Source organism: Streptomyces sp. NPDC051940 (assembly GCF_040680895.1).
GTDB lineage: Bacteria > Actinomycetota > Actinomycetes > Streptomycetales > Streptomycetaceae > Streptomyces.
In genome coordinates this window covers 15,058-40,085 of record NZ_JBFAXR010000033.1, presented here as the reverse complement: position 1 = coordinate 40,085, position 25,028 = coordinate 15,058, and the positions used below count along the sequence as shown (strand labels likewise).

Here is a 25,028-nt window from a genome sequence, read left to right as displayed (position 1 = left end):
CGCTGAAGGAGACAGGTCGACTGGTCATCGGCCCCGCGAAGCTCATGGGCTCTCCCCCCTGCCCGGCGCTTCGCCTCCCGGCGCGGGCGAGGACATCTGCCACCCGTCTCTCGCCCGCGCCGACGTCTCCCCTCCCCCTCAGGCGCTCACCGGCCCGCCGCCCTTGCGATCGGTATTACGATTTCGTACTATCCGAAATCGTGAAGCCTGACGACTCCGTACTCCTCGAACTGCAGCGCGCCACCCATGCGACCCTGCACACCATCGGCACCGAGCTGGCCGGGCTGGGGCTCACCGCCGCCGAGATCAACGCGCTCGCCAACCTCGCCGACGGGCGCGCGCGGACCATGTCCGAACTGGCCGCCGCGGTGGGCACCCGCCCCTCCACGCTGACCAGCGTGCTCGACCGGCTCGAGCGACGCGGGCTGGTCGTCCGCGGCAAGCGGCCCGGGGACCGCCGGGCCGTCAGCGTCGAGCTGACGCCGGACGGGCAGGACGCGGCCCGGACCGTCGCGCGCACCTTCACCGGCCTGGAACGCCGCGCGCTCGCGGGGCTGCCGCCGGGCGCGGTCGACGGCTTCCGGGCCGTGCTGCGGGCGCTGGCGGAGGCGGGGCGGTGAGCGGCGATCCCCGCTTCGACGCGCTGCTGGGCGAGGCGATGGCCGGCGCCGAGCGCTTCGGCCACCGGCAGCACGTCCGGCTGACCTGGCTGGCCGTCCGGCGCTACGGCGTCCCCGCGGCCGTCCTCCTGGTCAGCGACGGCATCCGGCGCACCGCCCGGTACGCGGGCGCGCCGCAGAAGTACCACGCGACGGTGAGCCGGGCCTGGGTGGAACTCGTCGGCCATCACGCGGCCGGGCACGACACCGACGACTTCGACGACTTCGCCGCCGGTGCACCCGCCCTGCTCGACAAGCGGCTGCTCACCCGCTTCTACCGTTCCGCGACCCTGGCGAGCGCGGCGGCCCGCACCGGCTGGGTGGAGCCCGACCTCAGCCCGTTCCCGTGGCAGGGCTGACGCCCGTCCCCGGCGGGGCCGATCCCCTCAGTCCTCCTCGCCGTACAGCGCATGCCGCAGGAAGGCGTTGCGGAACTTCCCGCGCGGATCGAGGGCGGCCGCCAGGGCCAGGAAGTCGTCCATCCGCGGATAGCGGGCGCGCAGTTGCCGCGGGGTGGCGGAGAACAGCTTGCCCCAGTGCGGGCGCGGGCCGAACCGGGCCAGCCGGGACTCGATCAGGTCGATCACCGGCCGCACCGCGGGCGCGTCCGGCCGCCAGGTGAAGTGCAGGGCCACCGTGTCCCGTTCGTAGGCGGGGCTCAGCCAGAGCCGGTCGGGGGCGACCGTGCGCACCTCCGCGATCTGCAGCACGGGCGCGATCGCCTCGCCCAGCCGGGCGAGTTCGCGCAGCGCGTCGGGCGCAGCCGAGCGCGCGACGAGCAGCTCCGACTGCAGTTCGGCGCCGCTGCTCGGCATGAACTCGGCGCGGAAGTGCGGCAGCCGCTCGTGCCACGGCCCCGGCACGCCCAGCTGGTCCGTGCAGTTCGCCGCGGGCATGCCCGGCACCGGGTGCACCTGCTCCTCGGCGGGCTTGGCCCAGGGGAAGTAGGGGCGGCCCGGCGGCTGGTACTTGATCCACACCTGGCCGAAGCGCGGGGCGCTCCAGTCCGTGAAGAGGCTCACGCTGTACCCGGCCGAGGTGATCGTGTCGAAGTGGCGCAGCAGGATGTCCAGCGACAGGTCCGTGTACACGTACTGCGCCAGGTCGTACGACGGCACCACGTCGAGGGTGAGCGCCGTCACCACGCCGAGCGCGCCGAGCCCGACCACCGCCCCCTCGAACCGCGTCGAGTCCTCCACCCGGCGCAGCGTCTGCCGGCCGCCGTCGGCGGTGACCAGTTCCAGGGCGCGTACGGCGGTGGCCAGGGAGCCGTTGGCGTCCCCCGAGCCGTGGGTGCCGGTGGCCACGGAACCGGCCACCGTGATGTGCGGCAGGGACGCCATGTTGGGCAGCGCCAGGCCGGACGCGTGCAGCCGCCGGGCCAGTTCGGCGTAGCGCACCCCGGCGGCGACGCGGACGGTGCGGGCCGTGCGGTTGATCTCGACGGTCTGCGGCATCGCGTCGAGGGAGACCAGGTCGCCGTCCGTGTCGGCGATGCGGTTGAACGAATGCCCGGTGCCCAGCACCCGCAGCCGGCGGCTGCGGGCGACGATCCGGCTCAGCTCGTCGACCGAGCTCGGGCGGTGCACCTGCTCCGGGGAGAAGGTGACGTTCCCCGCCCAGTTGGCCAAGACTCCCCTGTCGCTCACGGCTCCCCCTCATCCGTAGCGCGTGGACGGCGGGCGCGAGCCGCCTGCCATCGCCGATCTTGCGCCATTCGGCGAGTGGTGGGAAGAGGCGCACCGGTTCCGAAAGCACGGCGTGCACCGGCCGGCCGTGCGCCGGTGCGACTTCCCCCCGTATGGGCTGATCGGACCGTCGGCTAAGATCCCTTCCGGACGGCACCGTGACGCTTCGCCAAGTCAACGGCAGCGGTGGTCCCTTCGGCGCCGGCGGCAGAGGTGGTGTGGCTGGATGACTCTCACGGACGCGCAGCACCTCCCGCCCGGGGAGAACGCCTCGCGAGTGCTGTCCCTGACCGGGGTCGGCATGACCTTCCCCGACGGCACCCACGCCCTGGACGGGATCGATCTGGCCGTCGCGCCGGGCGAGTTCGTCTCCGTGGTGGGTCCCTCCGGCTGCGGCAAGTCCACGCTGCTGCGCATCGCCGCCGGGCTGACGCGGCCCAGCGCCGGCGGGGTCAGCACGCCGGACCAGCCCATCGGCTACGTCTTCCAGGACCCCACCCTGCTGCCCTGGCGCACGGTGCTCGCGAACGTCGAGCTCTTCGGCGAACTGCGCCGGCTGCCCCGCCGGACCCGCCGGCAGCGCGCCGAGGAGGCCCTGGACCTGGTCGGCCTCGGCGACTTCACCGGCCACCGGCCACGGGCGCTGTCCGGCGGCATGCGGATGCGGGTGTCGCTGGCCCGCTCCCTGACGCTGCGGCCCGACCTCTTCCTCCTCGACGAGCCCTTCGGCACCCAGGACGAGATCACCCGCGAGCGGCTGGACGACGATCTGCTGCGGCTGTACGACTCCCAGCGCTTCGCCGCCCTGCTGGTCACCCACTCCGTCATGGAGGCGGTGTACCTGTCCTCCCGGGTGGTCGTCCTCACGCCCCGGCCGGGCCGGATAGCCGGGGAGTTCGCGGTGCCGTTCGGCTACCCCCGGCCCGGGCGCCTGCGCTTCGATCCGGAGCTGACGGCGCTCGCGGCCCAGGTGTCCGCGTGCATGAGGGACGCCGCCCTGTGAAGCCCTGGAAGCCCGTGGCGCGCGTGAAGCCCGTGAGGCTCGTGAAGCCCTGGAAGACCGTGAACCCCGCCGTGCGCGCCCGCCTCGCGCGCTTGCTCCCGCCCCTGCTGTTCCTCGGCGCCGCGATCGGCGTCTGGTACGTCGTGAGCACCGTCGTCCTCGACCCCGAGCGGCAGTTCCTCTTCCCCCCGCCCCACGACGTGGTGCGCGTCGGCTACCTCGACGGCGACAACCGCGCCGAACTGCTGGACGGCCTGTGGCACTCGGCGGAGGTCGCCTCCCTGGGGCTCGGGGCCGCGACCGCCGCCGGTCTCCTCCTGGCCGTGCTGATGAGCCAGGCGCGGTGGCTGGAGCGTTCCCTCTTCCCGTATCTGGTGGTCCTGCAGGCGACACCGATCCTCGCGCTGGTGCCGCTCTTCGGGTTCTGGTTCGAGTACGGCTTCGGCACGCGCGTGCTGGTGTGCGCGCTGATCGCGCTCTTCCCGGTCGTGGCCAGCACTCTGTTCGGGCTGCGCTCGGTGGACGGCGCGCACCACGACCTGTTCACGCTGCACGGCGCGGGCCGGGCCGTACGGCTGTGGAAGCTCCAGCTGCCGGCCGCGCTGCCCAGCATCTTCACGGGGCTGCGGATCTCCGCGGGGCTGTCCGTGATCGGCGCCATCGTGGGCGACTTCTTCTTCCGCCAGGGTGAGCCCGGGATCGGCGTGCTGATCGACCGCTACCAGTCGCGGCTGCAGTCCGAGCAGCTGCTCGCCGCGGTGATCCTGTCGTCGCTCTTCGGGCTGGCGGTCTTCTGGCTGTTCGGCGCGCTGGCCCGCTGGGTGGTCGGCGGCTGGCACGAGTCGGCGCGGGAGCCCGGGGCGCTGTAGGCGTACAGCGCGCCTGCCGCAGAGCCCGTCTCTCAGAGTTCGTCGCGCAGCTGCCGCAGGAAGCGCATGCTCCCGGCGCGGGACTCGGCCATGGTGCTCAGCCGGTCCATGACCAGCTGGTACGTGTCCACGTCCTCGCGCTTGTCGAGGTAGAGGGCGCTGGCGACCTGCTCCAGATAGACGATGTCCGGCAGATCCGGCTCGGTGAAGCGCAGCAGCGAGATCGGGGCGCCCGCGGCGGCGTGCCCGCCGGTCGAGAAGGGCGCCACCTGGATCGTGACGTTCGGCAGCTCCGCCATCTCCAGGATGTGGTCGATCTGCCCGCGCATCACGGTGGAACCGCCCAGCGGCCGGCGCAGCACGGCCTCGTCCAGCACCACCCACAGCTTCGGCGCGTCCGGCCGGGTGATCAGCTCCTGCCGGCGCAGCCGCAGCTCCACGCGGCGCCGCAGCTCGGCGGTCGGGGTGTCGAGCCGGTCCAGCAGGGAGACCGCACGCGCGTAGTCGGCGGTCTGCAGCAGACCCGGCACGAACTGCACCTGGTAGGTACGGATGACGGAGGCCGCCTCCTCCAGTCCGAGCAGCGGCTCGAACCAGCTGGGCAGCAGATCGCCGTACTGGTGCCACCAGCCCGGCGAGTTGGCCCGTCGGGCCAGGGTGAGCCACTCCTCGCGCTCGGCGGGGTCGACGACCCGGTAGAGCGTGAGCAGGTCGGCGACGTCGCGCTCCTTGTAGCCCACCCGGCCCAGCTCCAGGCGGCTTATCTTGGCCTGGGACCCGCGGATGGCGTCGGCGGCCGCGTCCCGCGAGACTCCCCGCGACTCCCGCAGGCGACGCAGCTGGGTGCCCAGCAGGATGCGCAGCACCGTGGGTCCGCCACGGGGCTGCTCGAGCATGCGCGGCTGTGCGCCGGACTCATCCGGTCCGGTGCCCTGCTCGGCGGCGCGCGACGGCCAATCGCCGTGCGCACTGCCCGACACTGCTGACGGCACGCCCATCACTGCTCACCGATTCCTCACGCCAGTAGATCAGTGTTCCATCCTAGCGGGCGGTACGCCCAACTCGTCCACCCTTCAACGACGTTGCTCTTGTCACTCGCGCAACAGATCGTCGAAGTCACCGTCCTTCACCCCGAGCAGGAACGCCGATATCTCGGAGCCGGTATACACGAGCGCCGCTCCGTGCGGGTCACGCGAGTTGCGCAGGGCGGCACCGCCGTCGGGGAGGGCGGCGACCTCGACGCAGTCTCCCGTCGCGTTGCTCCGACGGCTCTTGCGCCACGTCACACCCAGCAGGCTTCTGGCGCCAACTCCGTTGTCGATCTGCATGTTCTCACCCTTCCGTGATCTCTGACTGCACTGTACGTGCATCGGTGCGTGCCGATGAATGTTCAGATGAAATTTCACATGCACTTGCAGAAGCAAGCTCGAATGCATCACGATGCTGGTGGGACATGAGCGACGGACGTACCAACGGACTGACGAGCACCTGGAGTTGGCATGACGGCACCGCTGCAGGAGTGGCTGAGGGCCCCCGGGTCAGCGACCTGTGAGCTACCGGCCGACCCCCGCTCGATCGCCGTGGCCCGGAGTGTGGTCCGCTCGGTCCTGTGCGAGTGGGACCTCGAACCGCTCGCCGACAACGTCGTCACCGCGACGTCCGAGCTGGTCACCAACGCCTTACGGCACGGCATGCCCATCGGTCCCGGTCCCGACGCCCACCCGCTCACCCTGGGCCTGATGCGCCGCGGCAGCTCCGTCGTCTGCGCGGTGTTCGACCGCGGGACCGAGATCCCGCAGCTGTCCGAGCCCGATCCGCTGGCCGAGTCCGGCCGCGGCCTGCACATCGTCGCCTCGGTGAGCGACGTGTGGGGCTGGAGCCGGCCGACCCCGTCCGGGAAGGCGGTCTGGGCGATATTCTCCGCGGCCGCCGACGCCGCTCCGGCGGCCGCGGTCGCCTCGCGTCCGGGCCCGTCGCACGGCGGGCCCGGACAGCAGAACTGCACCTGCTGCCCGCCCGGGCTGCACGGCTACGACTGGAAGCTCACCGGCTGAGCCGCCACCACAGACCTCCTCGGTGCCGCGGGCTTGCCGCTCCCCCGCACAGGCAACTCCCGGCACCGAGGAGCCGCCGAGCCAACTGTCCGGGGCCGCGGCCCCGCGGGGGCGCCACGCAGCCCCCGCGGGGCAACGCGGGACGCCGTCCGCGCCGCGGGACTACTCGAACCGGGACACGTCCCCCGCGCCCTCACGGATGATCTCGGCCTCGCCGCCGGAGAAGTCCACGACCGTCGTCGGCTCGGTGCCGCAGTCGCCCGAGTCGACCACGATGTCCACGACGTGGTCGAGCCGGTCCTTGATCTCCCAGCCCTGCGTCAGCGGTTCGTCCTCGCCCGGCAGCAGCAGCGTGCTGGAGACCAGCGGCTCCCCCAGCTCCTCCAGCAGCGCCTGGGTGACGGTGTGGTCGGGGATGCGCACGCCCACCGTCTTCTTCCGCGGGTGCTGCAGCTGGCGCGGCACCTCCTTGGTCGCGGTGAGGATGAAGGTGTAACTGCCGGGCGTGGCGGCCTTGATGGCGCGGAACACGTCGTTGTCGACGTACACGAACTGGCCGAGCTGGGCGAAGTTCTGGCACACCAGCGTGAAGTGGTGGCGGTCGTCCAGATCGCGGATCTGCCGCATGCGTTCGATGCCCTCACGGTTGCCGAGCTGGCAGCCGAGGGCGTAGCAGGAGTCCGTCGGGTACGCCACGAGCGCGCCGGCGCGGATGTCGTCCGCCACGGTCGTGATCGTGCGTCGCTGCGGATTGTCGGGGTGCACGTCGAAGTACTTCGCCACACCGGGAGTGTAGGGGGCGCGCGGCTCCGGGGGCGTCGAAGACACCGCGGGCGTCCCGAAGCGGCGGTCTCAACGTGAGTCGGTCGTGCCGGGATCGTCGAGGGCCGCTCGCGCCGCCCGCTGCTCGTGTTCCATCAGCGCGTTCCAGGCGGGCAGGACGTCCGGGTTACGGGCGAGCCACTGCCGCTGCAGAGCGGCGAGCCGGGTGTAGGCGGTCCGCAGATACCCGGTGCGGGCCTTGCAGTCCAGGTCCGCGACGATGGCGGGGTGGGAGTCGCGGCGTTCGGCCTCGGGCACGGCCCGGAGCAGGTCCGCGGGGTCGTGGGCGGTCACGCCGGCCTCGTCCATACAGGCCCGCCAGGCCGCTGTCGCGGCGTCGAACTCCTCGTCCCGCGAGAGCCGGTCGAGGGCGGCGCGCTCACCCTCCCCCAGCCGCATCCGCAGCTCCAGCCGGCGCAGCCGCCCGTCGCCCTGGAGCGCCCACTCGGCCTCGGCCTGGCACCCCTCGGCGGGCACGACGACGTCCATGTCCCCGGTGGCCGCCTTGAGCTGCTTGTCGGGGTCGCCGAGGAGCGCCCGGCCGTAGGCCTCGCCCTGCGGGCGCTCGGCCGGCACGGTCTGCTCCATCATGGCGGCGATCTGGCCGCGCTCCTCGATACCGAAGGGCGTCGGCCGGGACAGGGTGCGGTCGCCGGCCCTGGCCACGGGAGGGGGGTGGTAGGTGAAGCCCTGCCGGGCCATGCAGCGCACGATCAGCCGCTGCTGCGCGGTGCCGGTCCGCTCGTCCGCCTCGGTGCGGACGTACAGGGCGGCGTAGAGCGGAGGCAGCGCGTCCCATTCGGCCACCCGGGCGGGATCGGGCGCGGCGGCCCGGACGGGGCCGGAGCCCTGCCCGATGGTCAGCGTCCAGGCGGCGGCGCCCGCCGCGACCAGCAGCGCGAGGGGCGGCAGGAGCAGGCGGGGCGGGTGGAACGGCACGCGGGACCTCCGGATGCGAGCGGGTGGCCTTCGGGTGCGGGCCCGGCGGGTTCGCCGGGCCCACGGAACGTCCGGGTCAGTAGCAGTCCTTCGTGGTCGTGCCCCGCAGGACCAGGGCGGAGGCGCGTTGGCGCAGGCTGTCCGGCAGCGGTCCGCCGTTCGGGCGCGCGGAGGTCTCCGCGTCGTCCCACGAGTGGGAGTTGGCGTAGTGGCCGGGGTTCACGCAGAACAGGTACGTGCCGCCGTACGTGTCGTAGTAGTGGCTCTCGTAGCCGCCGGTGCTGGAGTTGCTTGCGGACCAGACGTTGTTGTCCACGATCTGTCCCGAGCCCTCCTGGTTCGACGGGCCCTCCAGGAAGAAGTCGTCGTTGAAGTTGTGGTCGCTGTTGAAGAACGAGTGCTTCGGCGAGTAGATGTCCGTGTAGAACACGCAGTGGTTCCCGTTGGCGCAGTTCGGCCCCGCTGCCGCCGCCGGCGCAGCGGTGATCGCCGCCCCGCCCAGCGCGAGGGCGGCGGCGGCCGTCAGGATCCTCGCCCGTCGGCGCAGGCTGTGTGATGCGTGCTGTGGACGCATGCTGGTCGACCTCTCGTCGAGTGCTCCGGCCGGTGTCTCCGGCCACGACCACCCTCGGCGCCGGCAGTGCAGTCCTGGTGCAACACCGGTGCAGTCCTGGTGCAGCCGTGACCGAGTGGGAGGGAACGGGACACACCTGCCCATGGATGCCGTCTGGCGTCCCGCCGTCCATCCGGGCATGGTGTCCCGGAGACCGCTCCCGGGGGGAATCCGCTGCCGCGGCGGATCGGGACGGCGGCGAGGGGTGCTGCCATGGGGGAACGACTGGAATTCCGCCTGCTCGGCCCGGTGGAGGTGTGGTCCGGACGACGGCGGCTCGGGCCGATGGCCCGCAAACCCACCGAACTGCTCGCCGCGGGGCTCCTGGAGGCGGGCCGTATGGTGCCGGTGGCGCGCCTGGTCGACGCCGTGTGGGGGGACGATCCTCCGGCCACCGCCGCCAAGCTGGTACAGACCTATGTGGCCGCGTTACGCCGGGTGCTGCGCCATCCGGACGGCCAGTCCGTCATCGTGACCCGGCCGGGTGGCTATCTCTTCCAGCCTGGTCCGGACTGCCTGGACCTCCATCGCTTCGAGAACCTGCTGGACCGTGCGCTCGCGGAGTCGGAACGCGGGGCCCCGTCCGTGGCGGCGGAGCTGCTGGAGCAGGCGCTGGGGCTGTGGACCGGCCCCGCGCTGGGAGCGCCCGGCACGCCGCTGCTGCTGGCCGAGGCGAACCGGCTGGAGGAGCTGAGGGACACGGCCGCGGAGCACCTGTACGAGGCGCGGCTGGCCACCGGGCAGGGCACCCAGCTCGTGGGCGGGCTGGCGGCCCTGGTCGCGGCCCAGCCCCTGCGGGAGCGGCCGCGTGCGCTGCTGATGCGCGCGCTGTACGAATCGGGCCGCAGGGCTGAGGCTTTGGCCTGCTACGGGGAGGGATACCGCTTGCTGCGGGACGAACTCGGGGTGGCACCGGGCCCCGAGTTGGCCGCGCTGCACGCCCGGATGCTGACGGACGGACCGCCGGGCGGGCGCGCGCGGGGCGGTGCCGCGGACCGGGCCGCGCACCGTGTGCCCGCGCAGCTGCCCTGGGGGCCGGCCGAACTGGTCGGGCGGGACGCGGAGTCGGCGGCGGTGCTGGCCGCCCTCGATGGTGCGGCGAAGGGCCGTGGCACCGTCTGCGTCGTGCACGGTATGGGCGGCGTCGGCAAGACCGCTCTCACCCTGCACGTGGCCCATCTGGCCGCCTCCCGGTTCCCCGACGGGCAGCTGCACGTCGATCTGCGCGGCGCCGATCCACGGCAGGCCGCCGACCCCCGGGAGGTGCTGGGGAGGTTTCTGCGGGCCCTCGGGGTACGGCCCGGGGATGTGCCCGACTCGGTGGCGGAGCGGGCGGCGGCCTACCGCAGCGAGCTGGCCGTCCGCCAGGTGCTGGTGGTGCTCGACGACGCGGCCGACGAGGGACAGGTGGCGCCGCTGCTGCCCGGCGCGGGCGGCAGCGCCGGGCTGGTCACCGGCCGGCGCGGGCTGCCCGGGGTCGAGGCGGACCTGCGGCTGCGCCTGAGGGTGCTGGACGTACGCGACGCCGCACGCCTGCTGGGCCGGGTCGCGGGGGCGGACGCCGTCTGCACGGAGCCCGCCGCCGCGGACCGGGTGGCCCGGCTGTGCGGCGGGTTGCCGCTGGCCCTGCGCATCGTGGGTACCCGGCTCGCGGGGCTGGGCGGAACGCCGATGCGGGTACTGGCCGAGCGGCTTGCGGACGAGCGGCGCCGGCTGGACGAGATGAGGGTCGGCTCGCTCGACGTACGCGCGGGCATCGCGCTGACCTGCGGCACGCTGCCGGAGACAGAGCGCCTGGCCTTCCGGCTGCTCGGTCTGCTCGGGCCGGTCGACTTCCCCGGCTGGACCGCCGCCCCGCTGCTCCAGGTGCCCGTGCCCGTCGCCGAGCGGCTGGTGGAGCGGCTTGTCGAGGCCCATCTGCTGGACGCCGTCGGGGCGGACGGCACGGGGCAGATCCGCTATCGCTTCCATGATCTGGTCCGACTGCACGCCGAGGAGCTGGCCCGGACCGGGATCCCCGCGGCGGAGCGGCGGGCCGCGGTGGACCGGCTGCTGGGCCTGTGGCTCGAGCTGCTCGACGCGTGTGCGACGCCGGGACGGCCGACGCCGACGAGGCCGGCGGTGCCCGATGTGCTGGACCGGCCCGCCGCATGGCTCGCCGCGGACCGGACGCTGCACGTGGCGGGTGTGGAGCTCGCCTGCCGCGAAGGGCTGGACTCCTCGGCCTGCGCCCTGGCCAAGGCGCTGGCCGAGCACTGGTATCGCGACGCCAACCGGTTCGAGGAGTGGTGGCGCACCCAGGAGGCCGCTCTCGCGGCCGCACGGGCGTCGGGCAACCGACGGGGGGAGGCGGAGATGTATCTGGGCCTCGCGCAACTGCGCTACAAGCAGGACCGGTTCGCCGACGCCACGCGGCACTTCCACCAGGCGGGCGACTGCTTCGACGCGCTGGACCTGCCCGCGGAGGCGTCCCGGGCACGCTACGGCCTGGCCCTCGCCCTCAGCGACCAGGGCTTCTTCGCCGAGGCCCTGGCCCATGCCCGGGCAGCGGGCGCGGGCTTCAGGGCGACGGGTGACGTGCGGGGGGAGGCTGACGCCCGGTACGCGGCCGGGTTCGTCCTGCGCGACCTGGGACGCTTCGCCGAGGCCATGGAGGAGCTGCGGGCGGCGCTGGACACCTATCGCACGGTGGGCGACCGGCGGGCCGAGGCGCTGGCTCTGCGCTCCGTCGGCCTGGTGCACCGCGCGCGGGGGGAGTTCGACCCGGCCGAGGAGCACTGCGCCGAGGCGCTGCGCCTGCTGGGTGAGGCCGGCGACCGGCACATGACGGCGTACGCGGTTCAGGCGCACGCCAAGGCGTGCTTCCGCCGCAGCCCGGGCTCGGTCGCCCCTGACGCCCTGCTCGAGGCGCTGCGTGTCTGCCACGAGCTCGACGACCGGTTCGGCCAGGCCCTGATGGTGCGCACCCTCGGCGAACTGCACCTGGCGGCCGGCCGGCTGGCGGACGCCGAGGTCTGCCTGGGCCACGCGCTGCTGCAGTGGAAGGAGTTGAGCATGCCCGTCTTCCAGGCCCGCACCCAGCGCGACCTGGCCGTCCTGCACGAGCGCCGCGGCGAGCACGAGGCCGGACAGGCGCTGCGGCTGGAGGCCCTGGAGGTGTTCCGGCTGTACGGCACCCACGAACGGGGCGAGCTCCCCTCCGGGTCGTGACCGGGATCTCAGCGCGCCCGCATCACCGCGTGCACCTTGAGTGCCAGATGGACCTGCAGGGCCTGGTCGCTGTGCCGCCAGTGCGGGCCCAGCAGCGCGGTGACGCGGTCCATGCGCTGGTAGAGCGTGTTGATGTGGATGTACAGGGCCGCGGCGGTGCGGGTGAGGCTCGTGTCGTTGGCGAAGTACGTCAGCAGGGTGCGGGTCAGCTCGCCGCCGCGCTGGGCGTCGTAGTCCAGCACCGGGCCGAGCGTGCGCTGCACGAAGCGGTGCAGCTCGTCGCGGCCCGTCTGGTGGAACAGCAGCCCGTACACACCCAGTTCGCCGGGTGCGGCGCCCTCGCCGTCGCGGTCCAGGGCCAGCAGGACGTCGAGGCAGCGGGTGGCGTCCCGGTGGGCCTCGACCACCGCCTCGGTGCCCGGGGCCGCGGCCGCCGCTCCGACGGTCACCGGCACCTCCAGCGCCTGCGTGAGGTGCTCGGCCAGCGCGCCCGCCGCCGTACCGGGGTCCAGGTGCTGGTCGCCCGGCAGCAGGATCACCACGTCGCCCCGGTACTCCCCGGCCAGACCGCCCGCCCGCGCCGCGTACGGGGCCGCGGCGTCCGCGATACGGCGGCGGTGGCGGCCCTCGCGGGTGCGGGCCGCCAGCACCGTGTGCGGGTGGCCCAGGGCCACGCCCATCAGCGCGGCGCGGCGGCGCAGGCCCTCCGGGTCGCGGTGCGGATTGCCCAGGAGGTCCTCCAGCAGCTCGCCGTGCAGCCGGTGCTCGGCCTCGGTGACGGCCCGTTCGCTCAGCAGCATCAGCGCGGTCACGAGCGCCGCGCGCTCCAGCGAGCGGATGTCGTTGCCGTCGGGCCGCTCCCGCAGGAGCAGCAGGGCGCCCAGGGGTTCGCCGCCCGCCACGATGGGCGTGGCGCACGCGGCCGGTCCGCCGTCGGCGGCGGGCACCTTGCGGGTGCGGCGGGCCTCGGTGGACAGCACCCCGGCCTCGCGCACCGCCTGCGCGGCCGGGCCGCTCTCCGGCAGCGTCCCCGTCGTACGGACCTGCTCCACCAGCGCGTCGCTGCCGGCGGCGGCGAGCATGCGGCGCTGGGCGTCCAGCACCAGGATGCTGCCGCCCAGCACGTCGGCCAGGGTCGCGGCGACGTCGGGCAGCCCGGCGCCGTCGAGGACGATGCCGATGAGCCGTTCGTGCAGGGCGGCGGCCTGTTCGATGGACTCGCTGTGGGCCTGGATCAGGGTGTTGGCCTCGGTCAGCTCCTCGACGGCGCGGCGGACGTCCTGGAACAGGGTGGCGTTCTCGATCGCGATCGCCGCGTGGTTCGCCAGCGACACCAGCAGCGCCACCTCGTGGTCGGCGAACGGCCGGCTGCGCCGGTTGGCGGCCATCAGCACGCCGATGACCCGGTCGCCGAGGGTCAGCGGCACGCCCTGGATGGAGACGATGCCCTCGCCGCGCACGATGTCGTCGATGATGTGCTCGAAGCGCGCGTCGGCGAAGTAGTCGGCGGTGGCGTACGGCACGGCGTCGCGGGCCACCAGACCGCCGAGCCCCGCGCCCAGCGGCAGCCGGGTCCGTTTGAAGTCGTCGGTGCGGATGCCGTCGGTGACCCGCATGTACGTGTCGTTGTGCCGCGGGTCGTTGAGCATGAGGTACGCCACGTCGGTGCCCAGCAGCGCCCGGGCCCGGCGCACGATGGCCTGCAGCACGGCCTCCAGGTCGCGCAGCGAGGACAGGTCGCCGGCCGTCTCGTACAGCGCGGCCAGCTCGCTCTCGTGCCGGCTCTGCTCCTCCAGCCGCGCCCGTACCCGCAGCGCGTCCTCCACCAGCGGCGCCAGCCACTCGCGGTCCGTCCCGGCGGCCTGGTCGAGCAGGGCTCCGAAGCGCTCCGCCGGCGCGTCCTCGCGCAGCAGGCGCAGTAGTTCGCCGGCCGGTCCGGCACCGGCGCGGGCCTGGGTCACGGTCGGCAGCACGGTGCCCCTTCCGGTCGTGGGTCGCGGGTCGTCGCCGGGCGGTACGCGGCCGTGAACGACCCGTTCCGCCTGTGATGCTGGCAGCCGGGAGCCGGGGCGGCCAGGGGGCGGCACGGGGCATTCGCCGCGGGCCCGTCACGGCGCGACCGGCTGCGTCGTCTCCTCGTGGTCGGGTACGGGCCCGGGCTCGGGAACGGCCTCCGGCTCGGTACCGCGCGGGCGCAGCAGATGGGTGAGCGTGCCCCACACGCCGCGCCGGAACAGCAGCACCACGACGATGAAGATGCTCCCGGTGACCAGGCCCGTCTCCTCGAAGCCCGAGGTGGACAGCCAGTCCTCCAGCCGGACGATCGCCGCCGCGCCGACCAGGCTGCCCCACAGCGTGCCGATGCCGCCGAGCACGGTCATCACGACGACCTTCCCGGAGGTCGTCCAGTACACCTCCTGCAGCGAGGCGAAGCCGTGGTTCACGGCGTACAGGCCGCCCGCCAGGCCCGACAGGAAGGCGGACACCACGAACACGACGACCTTGTAGCGGTCCGCCGGATAGCCCAGCGCCCGGGCGCGGGCGGGGTTGTCGCGGATCGCGGCGGTCACCCGGCCGAACGGCGAGTGCACGATCCGCCAGGCGGCCAGCAGGCCGAGCAGGACGACCGGGAGGGCGGCGTAGTAGTAGACGAAGGAGTCCGTGAGGTCGACGCCGGGCAGTTCGCGGGGGATGTTCTGCAGGCCGTTCTCGCCGCCGGTGACGTCCCCCCACTGGTTGGCGATGAAGTAGATCATCTGGGCGAAGGCCAGGGTGACCATGGCGAAGTAGATACCGGTGCGGCGCACCGCCAGCCAGCCGATGGGCAGCGCGATCACCGCCGCGGCCAGGGCACCGCCCAGGACGCCGACGTAGAACGGCATCCCGCTGTGGATCGCGATCAGGCCCGTGGCGTACGCCGAGGTCCCCCAGAACGCCGCGTGCCCGAAGGACAGCAGCCCGGCATGGCCCAGCAGCAGGTCGAAGGCCACGGCGAACAGCCCCCAGCACAGGATGTCCGCCGCCACCGGCGGGTACAGCACCCAGGGCAGCACGAACGCGGCCGTGAGGCCCGCCGCGAGCAGTGCGGCGCGCACCCACAGGGGGCGGCCGTGCAGCCGGCCGAGGAGAGAGATGATCACGCGTGTTCCTCCTTGCCGAACAGCCCGGCGGGCCGGACCAGCAGCACGACGGCCATCAGCAGGAAGACCGAGGTCTGCGACAGGACGGGGACGTAGAGGTTGCCGAGGGCCTGGAGCATGCCGATGGTGAAGCCGGCGAGCACGGAGCCGAAGACCGAGCCGAGGCCGCCGATGACGACGACCGCGAAGACCACGATGATCAGGTCCGCGCCCATCCCGGGGTTGACCGCCCGCATGGGCGCGGCCAGCACCCCGGCCAGTCCCGCCAGCGCGATGCCGAAGGCGAACACCGGGGTGATCCAGCGGCCGGTGTTGATGCCGAAGGCGCGGGTGAGCTCGGGGCGTTCGGTCGCCGCCCGCACGACGGTGCCCGTGCGGGTTCGGGTGAGCAGCAGCCATACGGCGGTGCACACGGCGAGGGAGACGGCCAGGGCGAAGACCTGGTAGCGGGGGAAGTCGAACAGGCCCAGGTCCACCGAGCCGGCGAAGGGGGCGCTCTCGTACGGCTGGGAGTGTGAGCCGTACTTCATGCGCAGCAGGTCCTGCGCGACGAGGGCGACGCCGAAGGTGAGCAGGAAGTTGTAGAGCGGGTCGAGGGCGGTGAGCCGGTGGATGAACAGCCGCTCCAGCACCGCACCCCCGGCGCCGAGCGCCAGGGGTACGAGCACCAGCGCCCACCAGAAACCGAGCCCGGCGCTGTCGGACAGGACGACCGCGCCGAAGGCGCCGAGGGTGTACACGGCGCCGTGGGCGAAGTTGACCACGCGCAGCATCCCGAAGATCACCGCGAGGCCGAGCGCCAGCAGCGCGTAGAAGCTGCCGCTGACCAGGCCGTTGAAGGCCTGCTGGAGGAAGGAGGTCATATGCCGCGTCAGCCCATCGAGCAGGCCGGGGAGGGCTTGTCGAACGCCTCGGCCGCCGGGATCGTCTCCACGAGTTCCGTGTAGTCCTCCGTCTCGCTCGCCGTCGCCGGGTCCTTCACCCGCACCAGGTACGCGTCGTGCGCGACCCGGTGGTCCTGTGCGCGCACCGTGGCGTTGCGGGCGAAGAAGTCGTTGAACGTCATCCCGTCCAGCTCCTTCGACACCTCCTCCGCCTTGTCCGTGCCCGCCTTCTGCACGGCCTCCAGGTACTGCGTCGCCGCCGAGTAGTCCGCCGCCTGGACGAACGTCGGCCGCACCCCGGTCTTCTCCTTGAACCGGTCGGCCCAGGCCCGCGACTCGTCGTCCAGGTTCCAGAACCACGCCGCCGTGAACGTCGTCCCGGCGAGCTTGTCCGCGCCGATGGCCTTGATGTCGGAGTCGAAGAGCAGCCCGATCGCCAGCCCGATGCCCGCGTCCTTCAGCTTGAACTGCTCGTACTGCTTGACGACGTTGGCCAGGTCCCCGCCCGCCTGCAGGGCGCCCAGCACGTCCGGCTTGGGGTTCATGCCCTTCGCCTTGAGCAGGAAGGTGGAGTAGTTGTCGTTGGGGAACGGCGTCGGGTCGCTCGCCGTGATCTTCCCGCCCGCGCCGGAGACCGCGGCGGAGAACTTCTTCTGCATGTCCTGCCCGAAGGCGTAGTCCGGGTAGATCGTGTACCAGTTCTTACTGCCCTGCGTGGTCACCGCGGAGCCCGTGCCGTGCGCGAGCATGTACGCGTCGTACGCCCACTCGTAGGTGTACGGGTTGCAGGTCTTGCCGGCCAGCTCCGTGGTCGCGGCACCGGTGTTGAAGTACAGCTTCTTCGCCTGACCGGCGACCGTCTGCACGGCCAGCGCCGCCGAGGAGGTCGGCACGTCGAAGAGCGCGTCCGCCTTCTTGCGCTCGTACATCTCCTTGGCCTGGGTGTTGGCGACCTCCGGCTTGTTCTGGTGGTCGGCCTTGATGACCTCGATGTCCTCGGCCACGGCCTTGTCGCCGTACTTCTTCTTGTAGTCGTCGACGGCCATCTCGACCGCGGCCACCGAGTTGGGCCCGGCGAGGTCCGCGTAGATGTCGGAGAGGTCGGTCAGCACGCCCAGCACGACCTTGTCGTCACTGATCTTGCCGCCTCCCCCGCTGGGCCCGCCTCCCCCGCAGCCCGCGAGCAGTGTGCCCGCCGCTACGGCGGCGAGCGTCGATGCGAACCTGCGCTTCATGTGTCGTGCCTCCTGATCGATGGGTCCCGCGGAGTGCCGGGAGCGGGGACGGCGGTGCGGGCCGGGTCACAGCCCCAGATGGGCGAGCAGCTCGTCCTCACGGCTGCGTACGCCCGCGTTGTCCAGGGAGAGGGCGATCCGGCCCTGGGCCAGCAGGTAGTGCCGGTCGGCGACGGTGGCGGCGAAGCGCAGGTTCTGCTCGACCAGCAGCACCGCCACGCCGTGTGCCTTGGCCTCGCGGAGGATCTCGCCGATACGCCGCACGATGACGGGGGCGAGACCCTCGGTCGGCTCGTCGCACAGCAGGAGGCGGGAGCCGCTGCGCAGCACCCGGGCGAGGGCGAGCATCTGCTGCTCGCCGCCGGAGAGTTTGCTGCCCGGGGAGCGGCGGCGCTGCGCCAGCACGGGGAAGGTGTCGTAGATCCGCTCCATCGGCCAGGGCTCGGCGCCCTGGACGGCGGGGGCTGGCAGGGTCAGGTTCTCGTGCACGGTGAGGCTCGCGTAGATGCCCCGGTCGTCGGGTACGTAGCCGAGGCCCAGCCGGGCGCGGCGGTGGGCGGGGGTGCGGGTGATGTCGCGGCCGTCCAGGAGGACCGTGCCCGTCATCCGCGGGTGCAGGCCCATCAGGCAGCGCAGCAGGGTGGTCTTCCCGGCGCCGTTGCGGCCGACGAGGGTGACGACCTCGCCGGCGCCGACGGTCAGGTCCACCTCGTGCAGCACGGCCGCCTCGCCGTAGCGGGCGCTGACGCCCTTGATCTCAAGCACCTTCGGCTCCCCTGGTCTCAAGCACCCTCGGCTCCTTCGCTCTCAAGCGACCTCGGCCCCCAAATACGCCTCGATGACCTGCGGATCGGCCTTGACCTGCGCGTACGGCCCCTCGGCCAGCACCTCGCCGCGCTGCAGGACGGTGACCGTGTCGGCGAGCGAGCCGACGACGCTCATGTTGTGCTCAACCATCACGACGGTCCGGCCCTCGCGGATCCGGCCGATCAGGGCCACGGTGCGTTCCACGTCCTCCAGCCCCATGCCGGCGGTGGGCTCGTCGAGCAGCAGCAGCCGCGGATCGAGGGCGAGGGACAGGGCCAGCTCCAGGGAGCGCTTCTGCCCGTACGGCAGGCTGCCGGCCGCGCGTTCGGCGAGCCGGCCCAGGCCCACCTCGTCGAGCAGTTCCAGGGCGCGGCCGGTGAAGGCGCGCATGCGCTTGTCCGACACCCACAGGCGCCGGCCGCCGCCGGTGCCGGCCTGCAGCGCCAGCTCCAGGTGCTCACGCGCCGTCATCTGCGGGAAGAGGCTGGTGACCTGGAAGGAGCGGGCGACGCCCAGCCGGGCGATGCGTTCGGGCGGGAAGCCGGTGACGTCCCGCCCGTCGAGCTCCATCCGGCCCGAGGTGGGCGCGAGGAACCCGGTGAGCAGGTTGAACAGGGTGGTCTTACCGGCCCCGTTGGGACCGACGAGCGCGTGCACGGTACCCTCGGCCACGCTCAGGTCCACGCCGGACACGGCGCGGAAACCGCGGAACTCCTTGACGAGCCCGTGCGTACGCAGCAGGGCGTTGCGACGTGTCATGGTGGTGGCCTCACGCTGACCGGCGGGGGGACGGGGCCGACGGACGTCGACGTGTCGCTGACGTTAAGGTCGGGTGACGGCGGGGGCTACGGAGGAGAACTCCACAAGGCGCCCGCGCCGGATGGGTGTTTGCTCCATGCCCGGCCGCCGCACCCGCCCCTGGCCGGTGGATGTCTGCTCCATCGCGGCGGGCACGGGACTGTGGTTCCTCTCCGTGGCCGGGGCGCCGCGGACACGCTGACGATGTGCCGCATGGCAATGATGGACACCCCGCTCAACGCCTGGCTCCTCTTCCCGCACGCGGCGCGGCACTTCCACGGCACCGAGGTCGTGACGCGGTTCGCCGACGGCCGCGTGCACCGGTACACGTATGCGGACTTCGGCCGGCGCGCCCAGCAGCTGATGCACGCGCTGGACGCGCTGGGCGTCGCCCCGGACGCGCGGGTGGCGACGCTGGCGTGGAACAGCTACCGGCATCTGGAGGCGTACTGGGCGGTGCCCTGCACCGGCCGGGTGCTGCACACCCTGAACCTCCGGCTGTCCGCCGACGACCTGGCGTACGTCGTCGGTCACGCCGGCGACGAGGCGGTGCTGGCCGACGCGGATCTGCTGCCGCTGCTGGAGAAGGTGCGGGCGCGGGGCGGGCTGCGCACGGTGAAGCACATCGTGGTGCTGGCCGAGGAGGTACCGGAGACGTCGCTGCCGGGGGTCGTGTCGTACGAGGAGCTGATCCGCGATCAGCCCGTGGCGTACGAACCGCGTCCGATCGACGAGCGCGCCCCGCTCGGCCTGTGCTACACCTCCGGCACCACCGGGCGCCCCAAAGGGGTGCAGTACACGCATCGTTCGACGGTGCTGCACGCGCTGGTCGGCTCCTCGCACGCGGCGATGTCCGTGGGCCCCGGCGACTGCGTCCTGCCGGTGGTGCCGATGTTCCACGCCAACGCGTGGGGGCTGCCGTACACGGCGACGCCGTTCGGCGCGAAGCAGGTCTTCGCCGCCGGGCCGCTCGATCCGGCCGCGCTGGTGGAGCTGATGCGGGCGGAGCGGGTGACGGTGTCGGCCGGGGTGCCGACGGTGTGGATGCAGGTGGCCGAGGAGATCGCCCGCCGCGGCGGTCTGCCGGAGCTGCGCCATCTGCTGTGTGGCGGGGCGCGCCCGCCGGCGGCGCTGATCGAGCGCTACCGCGACGAGCTCGGCATCCCCCTGGTGCAGATCTGGGGGATGACGGAGACGTCGCCGCTGGCCAGTCTCGCCTGGCCCAAGCACCATATGCGCGACTGGGACGAGGACCGGCTCGGTGAGGCGGTGCGGACCCGGGCCGGACTGCCGCTGCCCGGGGTGGAGATGGACATCCGCGACGAGTCCGGCCGGTCGCTGCCATGGGACGACGAGGCGATGGGCGATCTGGTGGTCCGCGGGCCGTGGATCGCCGACGCGTATCTGGGGGACGAGGGTTCGGACGCGTTCACCGAGGACGGCTGGTTCCGCACCGGTGACATCGCGGTCGGCTCCCCGGAGGGGTACGTCGTGATCGCCGACCGGGCGAAGGACCTGATCAAGTCGGGCGGCGAGTGGATCTCCTCCGTGGACATGGAGTCGGCGGTGATGGCCATGCCCGAGGTGAGGGAGGCGGCGGTGGTCGCCGTGCCCGATCCCCGGTGGCAGGAGCGGCCGCTGGTCTGCGTCGCCGCGCGGCCGGGCGCCACGGTGACCCTGGAGCGGGTGCGGGCGCATCTGGAGGCCAGCGGGTTCGCGCGCTGGCAGCTGCCGGACCGGATCGAGGTCGTGGAGGCCGTCCCGCGCACCGGCACCGGCAAGTTCGACAAGAAGGCCCTGCGGTCGCGCTACGACGGCTGAACCGCTTCCCCGATCCGGAAGGACTCCCATGCGTTCCAGAGCCGGCCTCGCCCTGCTGAGCGCCGCCCTGCTGGCCCTCACCGCGACGGCCTCGGCCCCCGCCATCGGCGCCTCGCCGGGGTGCGCCGGCGAGGACCGGGTCCACGTGCCGGGGGCCGAGCTGCAGACCACGGCGTGCCTCGCGGACCTGACGACGTCGGCGCTGGCCGGCACGCCGTACACCGACGTGGCGGACTGGGCCTCGCTCGCCGCCCGGGACACGGTGCGTCCGTCGGGCGTGCCGGGTATCCAGGTCGACGGGTACTTCCCCGACACCTCACGCCTGAACAGGACGCACGGCTGGGACCACGACGCCCAGTTCGTGATCCGGCTGCCGGCGCGCTGGAACGGCAAGCTGGTGGTCACCGGCGCGCCGGGGGTGCGCAAGCAGTACTCCCTCGACGGGATCATCTCCGACCAGGTGCTGGCCCGCGGCTACGCCTTCGCGTCGACGGACAAGGGCAACAGCAGCGCCGACTTCTACACCGACGGCCGCCGGCCGGGCGACGCGGTGGCCGAGTGGAACCGGCGTACGACGGAGCTCGCCGTCGCGGCGAAGGCGGTCGTCCGGCAGGTGTACGGGCGCTCGGCGCAGCGGACGTACATGACGGGCATCTCCAACGGCGGCTATCTGACCCGGTGGCAGCTGGAGAACCATCCGGAGCTGTACGACGGCGGCGTCGACTGGGAGGGCGCGCTGTGGACGGCCGGCGGGCCGAACCTCTTCACGTATCTGCCGACGGCGGTGGCCCGGCAGTCCGGTTCGGCCACGGACGCCGACATGTACGCCGCGGGCTTCGCGCCCGGCAGCGAGTTCCTGTGGCCGTACCACCAGACTGTGTACTGGGGCCTGACGCAGAAGATCTACCGGGCGGAGTTCGACCCGTCGTACGACCCGGCCTGCCCGGGCGCGTCCGCCGGGTCCACCACGGCGGAGATCCTCGCGCCGTGCGCCTCGGACGCCTCGTACGACTACGCCGCGCGGCCGAAGGAGGTCCGCCAGGCCGTGGAACGGGTGGCGCTCACCGGGCGGATCGGCAGGCCGATGCTCACCCTGCACGGGACGCTGGACACGCTGCTGCCGATCGCCACGGACTCCGACGTGTACGCGTCGATGGTCGCGGACCGGCACCGCTCCGCGCTGCACCGGTACTACCTCGTCGCGGACGGCACACACGTCGACAGCCTGTACGACACGTACCCGGACCGACTCCGCCCGATCCTCCCGTGCTACCTCACGGCCTTCGACACCCTGACCTCCTGGGTCGAGCACCACACCCCACCCCCACCAAGCGGCGTGGTCGCACACCCCACCACGGGTGACGTGGTCAACACCTGCCCCCTGACCTGACCCGGCGCGCCCGGCCGGGCGGCCTACCCCCGAACCGCGCCCGACATGAAGCCGCGGACGTAGCTGCGTTGGAGGACGAGGAACAGGAGGAGGCAGGGGACTGCCATGACCACCACGCCTGCTTCGAGCATGCCGTAGTCGATCGCGCCGAAGGTGCGTTGCGTCATGCTCACCACCGCCACCGGGAGCGTGAACTTCTCGCCGTCGTTCAGCAGGATCAGCGGGGCGAAGAAGTCGTTCCAGGAGGCGAGGAAGGCGAAGAGGGCGACCGTGGTGAGGCCGGGGCGGACCGCGTGGATCAGGACGCGGGTGAGCGTGCGGAACGTGCCGCAGCCGTCGACCAGGGCCGCCTCCTCCAGCTCGCGCGGGATCGCCTCGAAGGAGTTGCGCATCATGAACAGCGCGAACGGCAGCTGGAACATCACGAAGACCAGGCTGAGGCCGACGAGGGTGTTCTGCAGGCCCAGATAGCCGAGGAACACGTACAGCGGGATGAGGATCGTCGCGTACGGGACCATCAGGATCGCCAGCGTGGCGAGGAACAGCGCGTCCTTGCCGGGGAAGCGGAAGCGGGCGAAGGCGTAGCCGCCGAGGGTCGACACGGCGAGGGTGCCGGCGACGGTCATCGCGGAGACGGCGGCCGTGTTCGCGAGGTACGTGCCGATGCCCTCGCCGAAGTCCGCCATCCGGCGGTAGTTGCCGAGACCGTAGCCGGACGCCTGGCCGGATCCCGGCTGGCCCTTCACGGACGACCAGCCGCTCCACAGCAGCGGAAAGAGGAAGAGCACCGCCAGGGCCGTGGCGGTCGAGTGGTAGCCGCCGCGGGCCGCGGCCCCGCGCATCCCGTGTGCCGTCCGCATCAGTCGTCTCCCCTGCGTAGGACGCGTAGCTGCAGAGCGTTCAGGCCCACCAGGACCACCAGGAGGACCACGGAGAGGGCCGCCGCCCCGCCCAGGTCGAAGCGGAAGAACGCGTTGCGGTAGATCACCATGACGAGGGTGGTCGTGCTGTTGTCCGGACCGCCGTTCGTCAGGATGAAGAACTGGTCGAAGGCGAGCAGCGATCCCGTGATGCTGAGGATCAGCATCAGCGCGATCGTCGGGCGCAGCAGCGGCAGCGTGATCCGGCGGAACATCTGCCACCGCGACGCCCCGTCCACCCGCGCCGCCTCGTACAGCTCCCCGGGGATCGACTGCAGCCCGGTGAGCAGGATCAGCATGTTGAAGCCCGCGAAGCGCCAGATCACCAGGGCGATGGTGGAGAACAGCGCCCCGTTCGGCGTGCCGATCCACTGCACCGGCTCGTCGGTGATCCGCAGACGCTGGAGGATCGTGTCCAGCGGGCCGAACTCGTTGCTGTACAGGCCGTAGAAGAGCAGCGAGGCGGCGGCGAAGCCGACGGCCCCCGGCAGGAAGTACGCCGTACGGAAGAAACCCGTGCCGCGCCGCCGCTCCTGCACCAGCAGCGCGAGCCCCAGCGCGGCGGCGGAGAGCAGCACCGTGACCAGGACCGTGTATTTCAGCGTGAAGACCGCCGCGTCCAGGAACAGCGGGTCGTCCCGCACCTTCTCGTAGTTGGCGGGCGCGTTGAACTCCGCGTCGCCGAGCAGCGGCCAGCGGTTCAGGGACATCCACCCCACGAGCCCCAGCGGGGCCAGGAACAGCAGCCCCACCACGACGGCCGTGGGCGCGGCGTAGGCGAGCCCGGCCGCGGTGCGCGTCCGCCACCAGGGGCGGCGCGCCACCGCGGCCGGCCTGGCCGGCGAGGTGCGGATGCGGGTCGTCGTGGTCACTGCTTCAGGGAGGAGTCGACGGCCTTGTTCAGCTCGGGCAGCTTGCCGGTGTCGCCGAAGAGCGCCTCACGGGCGTACCGCAGCCACGGCCCCTGCGGGTCGTTGAACGTCTGGCCGAAGCGCAGGGCGTAGGGCGTGCGGCCCTTGGCCACCAGTGAGTTGATCAGGACGATGCGCGGGTCGGCGGCCGAGTACTTGTTGTCGGCGAGGTCCGTACGGGCCAGCACGTCCTTGTTCTTCGCCATGACCTCGGTCTGCGCCTCGTCCGAGACCGTCCAGGAGATGAAGTTCCAGGCGGCGTCGGTGTGGTCGCTGGTGGCGGAGATGCCGATGGAGTCGCCGCCGACGAACGTCGACTCCCCGCCGTCGGGGCCGGGGATGGGGGTGACGCCGATGTCCATGGACGGCGGCATCAGGCCGAGGGTGGTCGAGGGCATCGGCATCACGCCGACGGTCCCCTTGGGGAAGAACCCGGTCCAGGTCGGGCCCTGTTCCGTCTTGGTGGTGGGGCCGGTGACCCCGTTCTCGTACAGGCCGCGCCAGATGTCGAAGACCTCGGTCATCGGGGCCTGGTCGACCTGGGACCGGGTGCCGTCGTCGTTCATGATCTCGCCGCCCGCGGCCCAAACGGAGGGCCAGAAGGTGAAGACGAAGCAGCCGCCGCAGTTGCCGCCGAAGAACGTGCCGTTGACCTTGCCGTCCCGGCCGAGCTTCTGGTCGATGGTGGTCGCCTGCTGGGCGAGTTCCTTCAGGGTCTTCGGGGGCTTCTCCGGGTCCAGGCCCGCCTTGCGGTACAGGTCCTTGTTGTAGAAGATCACCGACAGGTCGAGCGTGTGCGGCAGGGTGTAGAGCCGGTCCTCGTAGGTGCCGAGTTCCATGTGGGACGGGGCGAGGGCGTCCTTGAAGGGGAGCCGGGAGATCCGGTCGGTGAGGTCCTTGAAGAGGCCCTGCGAGGTGTAGTTGGGTACGAAGATCACGTCGGCGGCGAAGACGTCCGGGAGCTGTTTCGCGCCGGCCGCCGCGGCGATGCGCGGCTGGTAGTTGTCCGTCGGGATGACGGTCAGCTTGACCTGGTTCTTGTGCGTGGCGTTGTACTGCTTGACCAGGCGTTCGCTCTGCGTCTGGGTGGCGGCGCGGGTCCACATGGTGATGGTCGTGCCGTCGTCCGTCCCGTTGACGCCGGCGGCTTCCTTGCCGTCGCCGCCGGTGTCGTCGCTGCAGGCGGTGAGGGCGCCGGCCAGCAGCACCCCCGCGGCCAGGAGTTGTGCTCCGAGGCGTCTGCCCCGGAGCGGTCGTGTGGTCAC

General features: G+C 72.5%; 23 protein-coding genes. 8 read left to right on the top strand and 15 right to left on the bottom strand.

Features of this window, described 5'->3' with window-relative positions; translation table 11 throughout:
• Positions 1-200 precede the first annotated feature (200 nt).
• Together AB0M28_RS15735 and AB0M28_RS15730 are read left to right on the top strand one after the other, a co-directional pair.
• The gene (locus AB0M28_RS15735) at positions 201-620 is read left to right on the top strand and encodes a MarR family transcriptional regulator (RefSeq protein WP_365403932.1); all 420 of its coding nucleotides are present in this window, start codon (positions 201-203) and stop codon (positions 618-620) included.
• Positions 617-1,018 carry a hypothetical protein gene (locus AB0M28_RS15730; protein WP_365403929.1) on the top strand — a complete coding sequence of 134 codons (402 nt, stop codon included), beginning with the start codon at positions 617-619 and terminating at the stop codon, positions 1,016-1,018. Before AB0M28_RS15735 ends, AB0M28_RS15730 begins: the two co-directional genes overlap by 4 nt.
• 27 nt (positions 1,019-1,045) lie before the next feature.
• Here AB0M28_RS15730 and AB0M28_RS15725 read toward each other — a convergent pair whose 3' ends face one another.
• Positions 1,046-2,308: an FAD-binding protein gene (locus AB0M28_RS15725; protein ID WP_365403926.1), complete on the bottom strand. Its 1,263-nt coding sequence runs from the start codon at positions 2,306-2,308 to the stop codon at positions 1,046-1,048.
• A 265-nt stretch (positions 2,309-2,573) separates the two neighbouring features.
• Here AB0M28_RS15725 and AB0M28_RS15720 point away from each other — a divergent pair, with 265 nt between their 5' ends.
• The gene (locus tag AB0M28_RS15720; RefSeq protein ID WP_365403923.1) at positions 2,574-3,350 is read left to right on the top strand and encodes an ABC transporter ATP-binding protein; all 777 of its coding nucleotides are present in this window, start codon (positions 2,574-2,576) and stop codon (positions 3,348-3,350) included.
• Positions 3,351-3,382: 32 nt separating this feature from the next.
• Complete coding sequence (locus tag AB0M28_RS15715) at positions 3,383-4,219, top strand: ABC transporter permease (protein ID WP_365403920.1); 837 nt, start codon at positions 3,383-3,385, stop codon at positions 4,217-4,219.
• Positions 4,220-4,251: 32 nt separating this feature from the next.
• On the opposite strand, the gene AB0M28_RS15710 is transcribed toward AB0M28_RS15715, so the two are convergent.
• Both AB0M28_RS15710 and AB0M28_RS15705 read right to left on the bottom strand, forming a co-directional pair.
• A complete protein-coding gene (locus AB0M28_RS15710; protein ID WP_365403917.1) occupies positions 4,252-5,115 on the bottom strand; it encodes a helix-turn-helix transcriptional regulator in 864 nt (287 codons plus the stop codon).
• Between the two features lie 195 nt (positions 5,116-5,310).
• Positions 5,311-5,547: a DUF397 domain-containing protein gene (locus AB0M28_RS15705; protein WP_365403914.1), complete on the bottom strand. Its 237-nt coding sequence runs from the start codon at positions 5,545-5,547 to the stop codon at positions 5,311-5,313.
• Positions 5,548-5,718: 171 nt separating this feature from the next.
• On the opposite strand from AB0M28_RS15705, the gene AB0M28_RS15700 reads away from it, so the two are divergent.
• Positions 5,719-6,273, top strand: coding sequence for an ATP-binding protein (locus AB0M28_RS15700; protein WP_365403911.1), 555 nt, complete (start codon positions 5,719-5,721; stop codon positions 6,271-6,273).
• Between the two features lie 162 nt (positions 6,274-6,435).
• Here the strand turns inward: AB0M28_RS15700 and AB0M28_RS15695 are convergent, their stop codons facing one another.
• From AB0M28_RS15695 to AB0M28_RS15685, 3 genes are all read right to left on the bottom strand, one after another.
• Positions 6,436-7,056 carry an L-threonylcarbamoyladenylate synthase gene (locus AB0M28_RS15695; RefSeq protein WP_365403908.1) on the bottom strand — a complete coding sequence of 207 codons (621 nt, stop codon included), beginning with the start codon at positions 7,054-7,056 and terminating at the stop codon, positions 6,436-6,438.
• A 69-nt stretch (positions 7,057-7,125) separates the two neighbouring features.
• On the bottom strand, positions 7,126-8,034 hold the full coding sequence (locus AB0M28_RS15690; RefSeq protein WP_365403905.1) for a hypothetical protein: 909 nt from the start codon (positions 8,032-8,034) through the stop codon (positions 7,126-7,128).
• Positions 8,035-8,110: 76 nt separating this feature from the next.
• Complete coding sequence (locus AB0M28_RS15685; protein WP_365403902.1) at positions 8,111-8,608, bottom strand: hypothetical protein; 498 nt, start codon at positions 8,606-8,608, stop codon at positions 8,111-8,113.
• 252 nt (positions 8,609-8,860) lie between these two features.
• Here AB0M28_RS15685 and AB0M28_RS15680 point away from each other — a divergent pair, with 252 nt between their 5' ends.
• Positions 8,861-11,857, top strand: coding sequence for a BTAD domain-containing putative transcriptional regulator (locus AB0M28_RS15680; RefSeq protein WP_365403899.1), 2,997 nt, complete (start codon positions 8,861-8,863; stop codon positions 11,855-11,857).
• Positions 11,858-11,865: 8 nt separating this feature from the next.
• Here AB0M28_RS15680 and AB0M28_RS15675 read toward each other — a convergent pair whose 3' ends face one another.
• The 6 genes from AB0M28_RS15675 to AB0M28_RS15650 all read right to left on the bottom strand — a co-directional run bounded on the left by AB0M28_RS15675 (position 11,866) and on the right by AB0M28_RS15650 (position 18,682).
• On the bottom strand, positions 11,866-13,830 hold the full coding sequence (locus AB0M28_RS15675) for a GAF domain-containing protein (RefSeq protein WP_365403896.1): 1,965 nt from the start codon (positions 13,828-13,830) through the stop codon (positions 11,866-11,868).
• Positions 13,831-13,965: 135 nt separating this feature from the next.
• A complete protein-coding gene (locus tag AB0M28_RS15670; protein ID WP_365403893.1) occupies positions 13,966-14,997 on the bottom strand; it encodes a branched-chain amino acid ABC transporter permease in 1,032 nt (343 codons plus the stop codon).
• Positions 14,994-15,860, bottom strand: coding sequence for a branched-chain amino acid ABC transporter permease (locus tag AB0M28_RS15665; RefSeq protein WP_365403890.1), 867 nt, complete (start codon positions 15,858-15,860; stop codon positions 14,994-14,996). The genes AB0M28_RS15670 and AB0M28_RS15665 overlap by 4 nt, the downstream gene beginning before the upstream one ends.
• An 8-nt stretch (positions 15,861-15,868) precedes the next feature.
• Complete coding sequence (locus tag AB0M28_RS15660; RefSeq protein ID WP_365403887.1) at positions 15,869-17,116, bottom strand: ABC transporter substrate-binding protein; 1,248 nt, start codon at positions 17,114-17,116, stop codon at positions 15,869-15,871.
• Positions 17,117-17,182: 66 nt separating this feature from the next.
• Entirely contained in the window at positions 17,183-17,881 is a 699-nt protein-coding gene (locus tag AB0M28_RS15655; RefSeq protein WP_365403884.1) for an ABC transporter ATP-binding protein, read from the bottom strand.
• A gap of 42 nt (positions 17,882-17,923) precedes the next feature.
• On the bottom strand, positions 17,924-18,682 hold the full coding sequence (locus AB0M28_RS15650; protein WP_365403881.1) for an ABC transporter ATP-binding protein: 759 nt from the start codon (positions 18,680-18,682) through the stop codon (positions 17,924-17,926).
• 252 nt (positions 18,683-18,934) lie between these two features.
• Between AB0M28_RS15650 and AB0M28_RS15645 the strand changes: the two genes are divergently transcribed.
• Positions 18,935-20,542, top strand: a complete 1,608-nt coding sequence (locus AB0M28_RS15645) for a long-chain fatty acid--CoA ligase (RefSeq protein WP_365403878.1) — start codon at positions 18,935-18,937, stop codon at positions 20,540-20,542.
• 28 nt (positions 20,543-20,570) lie between these two features.
• Positions 20,571-21,932: a tannase/feruloyl esterase family alpha/beta hydrolase gene (locus AB0M28_RS15640; protein WP_365403875.1), complete on the top strand. Its 1,362-nt coding sequence runs from the start codon at positions 20,571-20,573 to the stop codon at positions 21,930-21,932.
• 23 nt (positions 21,933-21,955) lie between these two features.
• On the opposite strand, the gene AB0M28_RS15635 is transcribed toward AB0M28_RS15640, so the two are convergent.
• From AB0M28_RS15635 to AB0M28_RS15625, 3 genes are read right to left on the bottom strand one after another with little or no spacing between them, the layout of a single operon-like run.
• On the bottom strand, positions 21,956-22,792 hold the full coding sequence (locus tag AB0M28_RS15635) for a carbohydrate ABC transporter permease (RefSeq protein WP_365403872.1): 837 nt from the start codon (positions 22,790-22,792) through the stop codon (positions 21,956-21,958).
• On the bottom strand, positions 22,792-23,724 hold the full coding sequence (locus AB0M28_RS15630) for a sugar ABC transporter permease (protein ID WP_365403869.1): 933 nt from the start codon (positions 23,722-23,724) through the stop codon (positions 22,792-22,794). Before AB0M28_RS15630 ends, AB0M28_RS15635 begins: the two co-directional genes overlap by 1 nt.
• Positions 23,721-25,028 (bottom strand): sugar ABC transporter substrate-binding protein, encoded by a 1,308-nt coding sequence (locus AB0M28_RS15625; RefSeq protein WP_365403866.1) that lies wholly within the window; start codon positions 25,026-25,028, stop codon positions 23,721-23,723. The genes AB0M28_RS15630 and AB0M28_RS15625 overlap by 4 nt, the downstream gene beginning before the upstream one ends.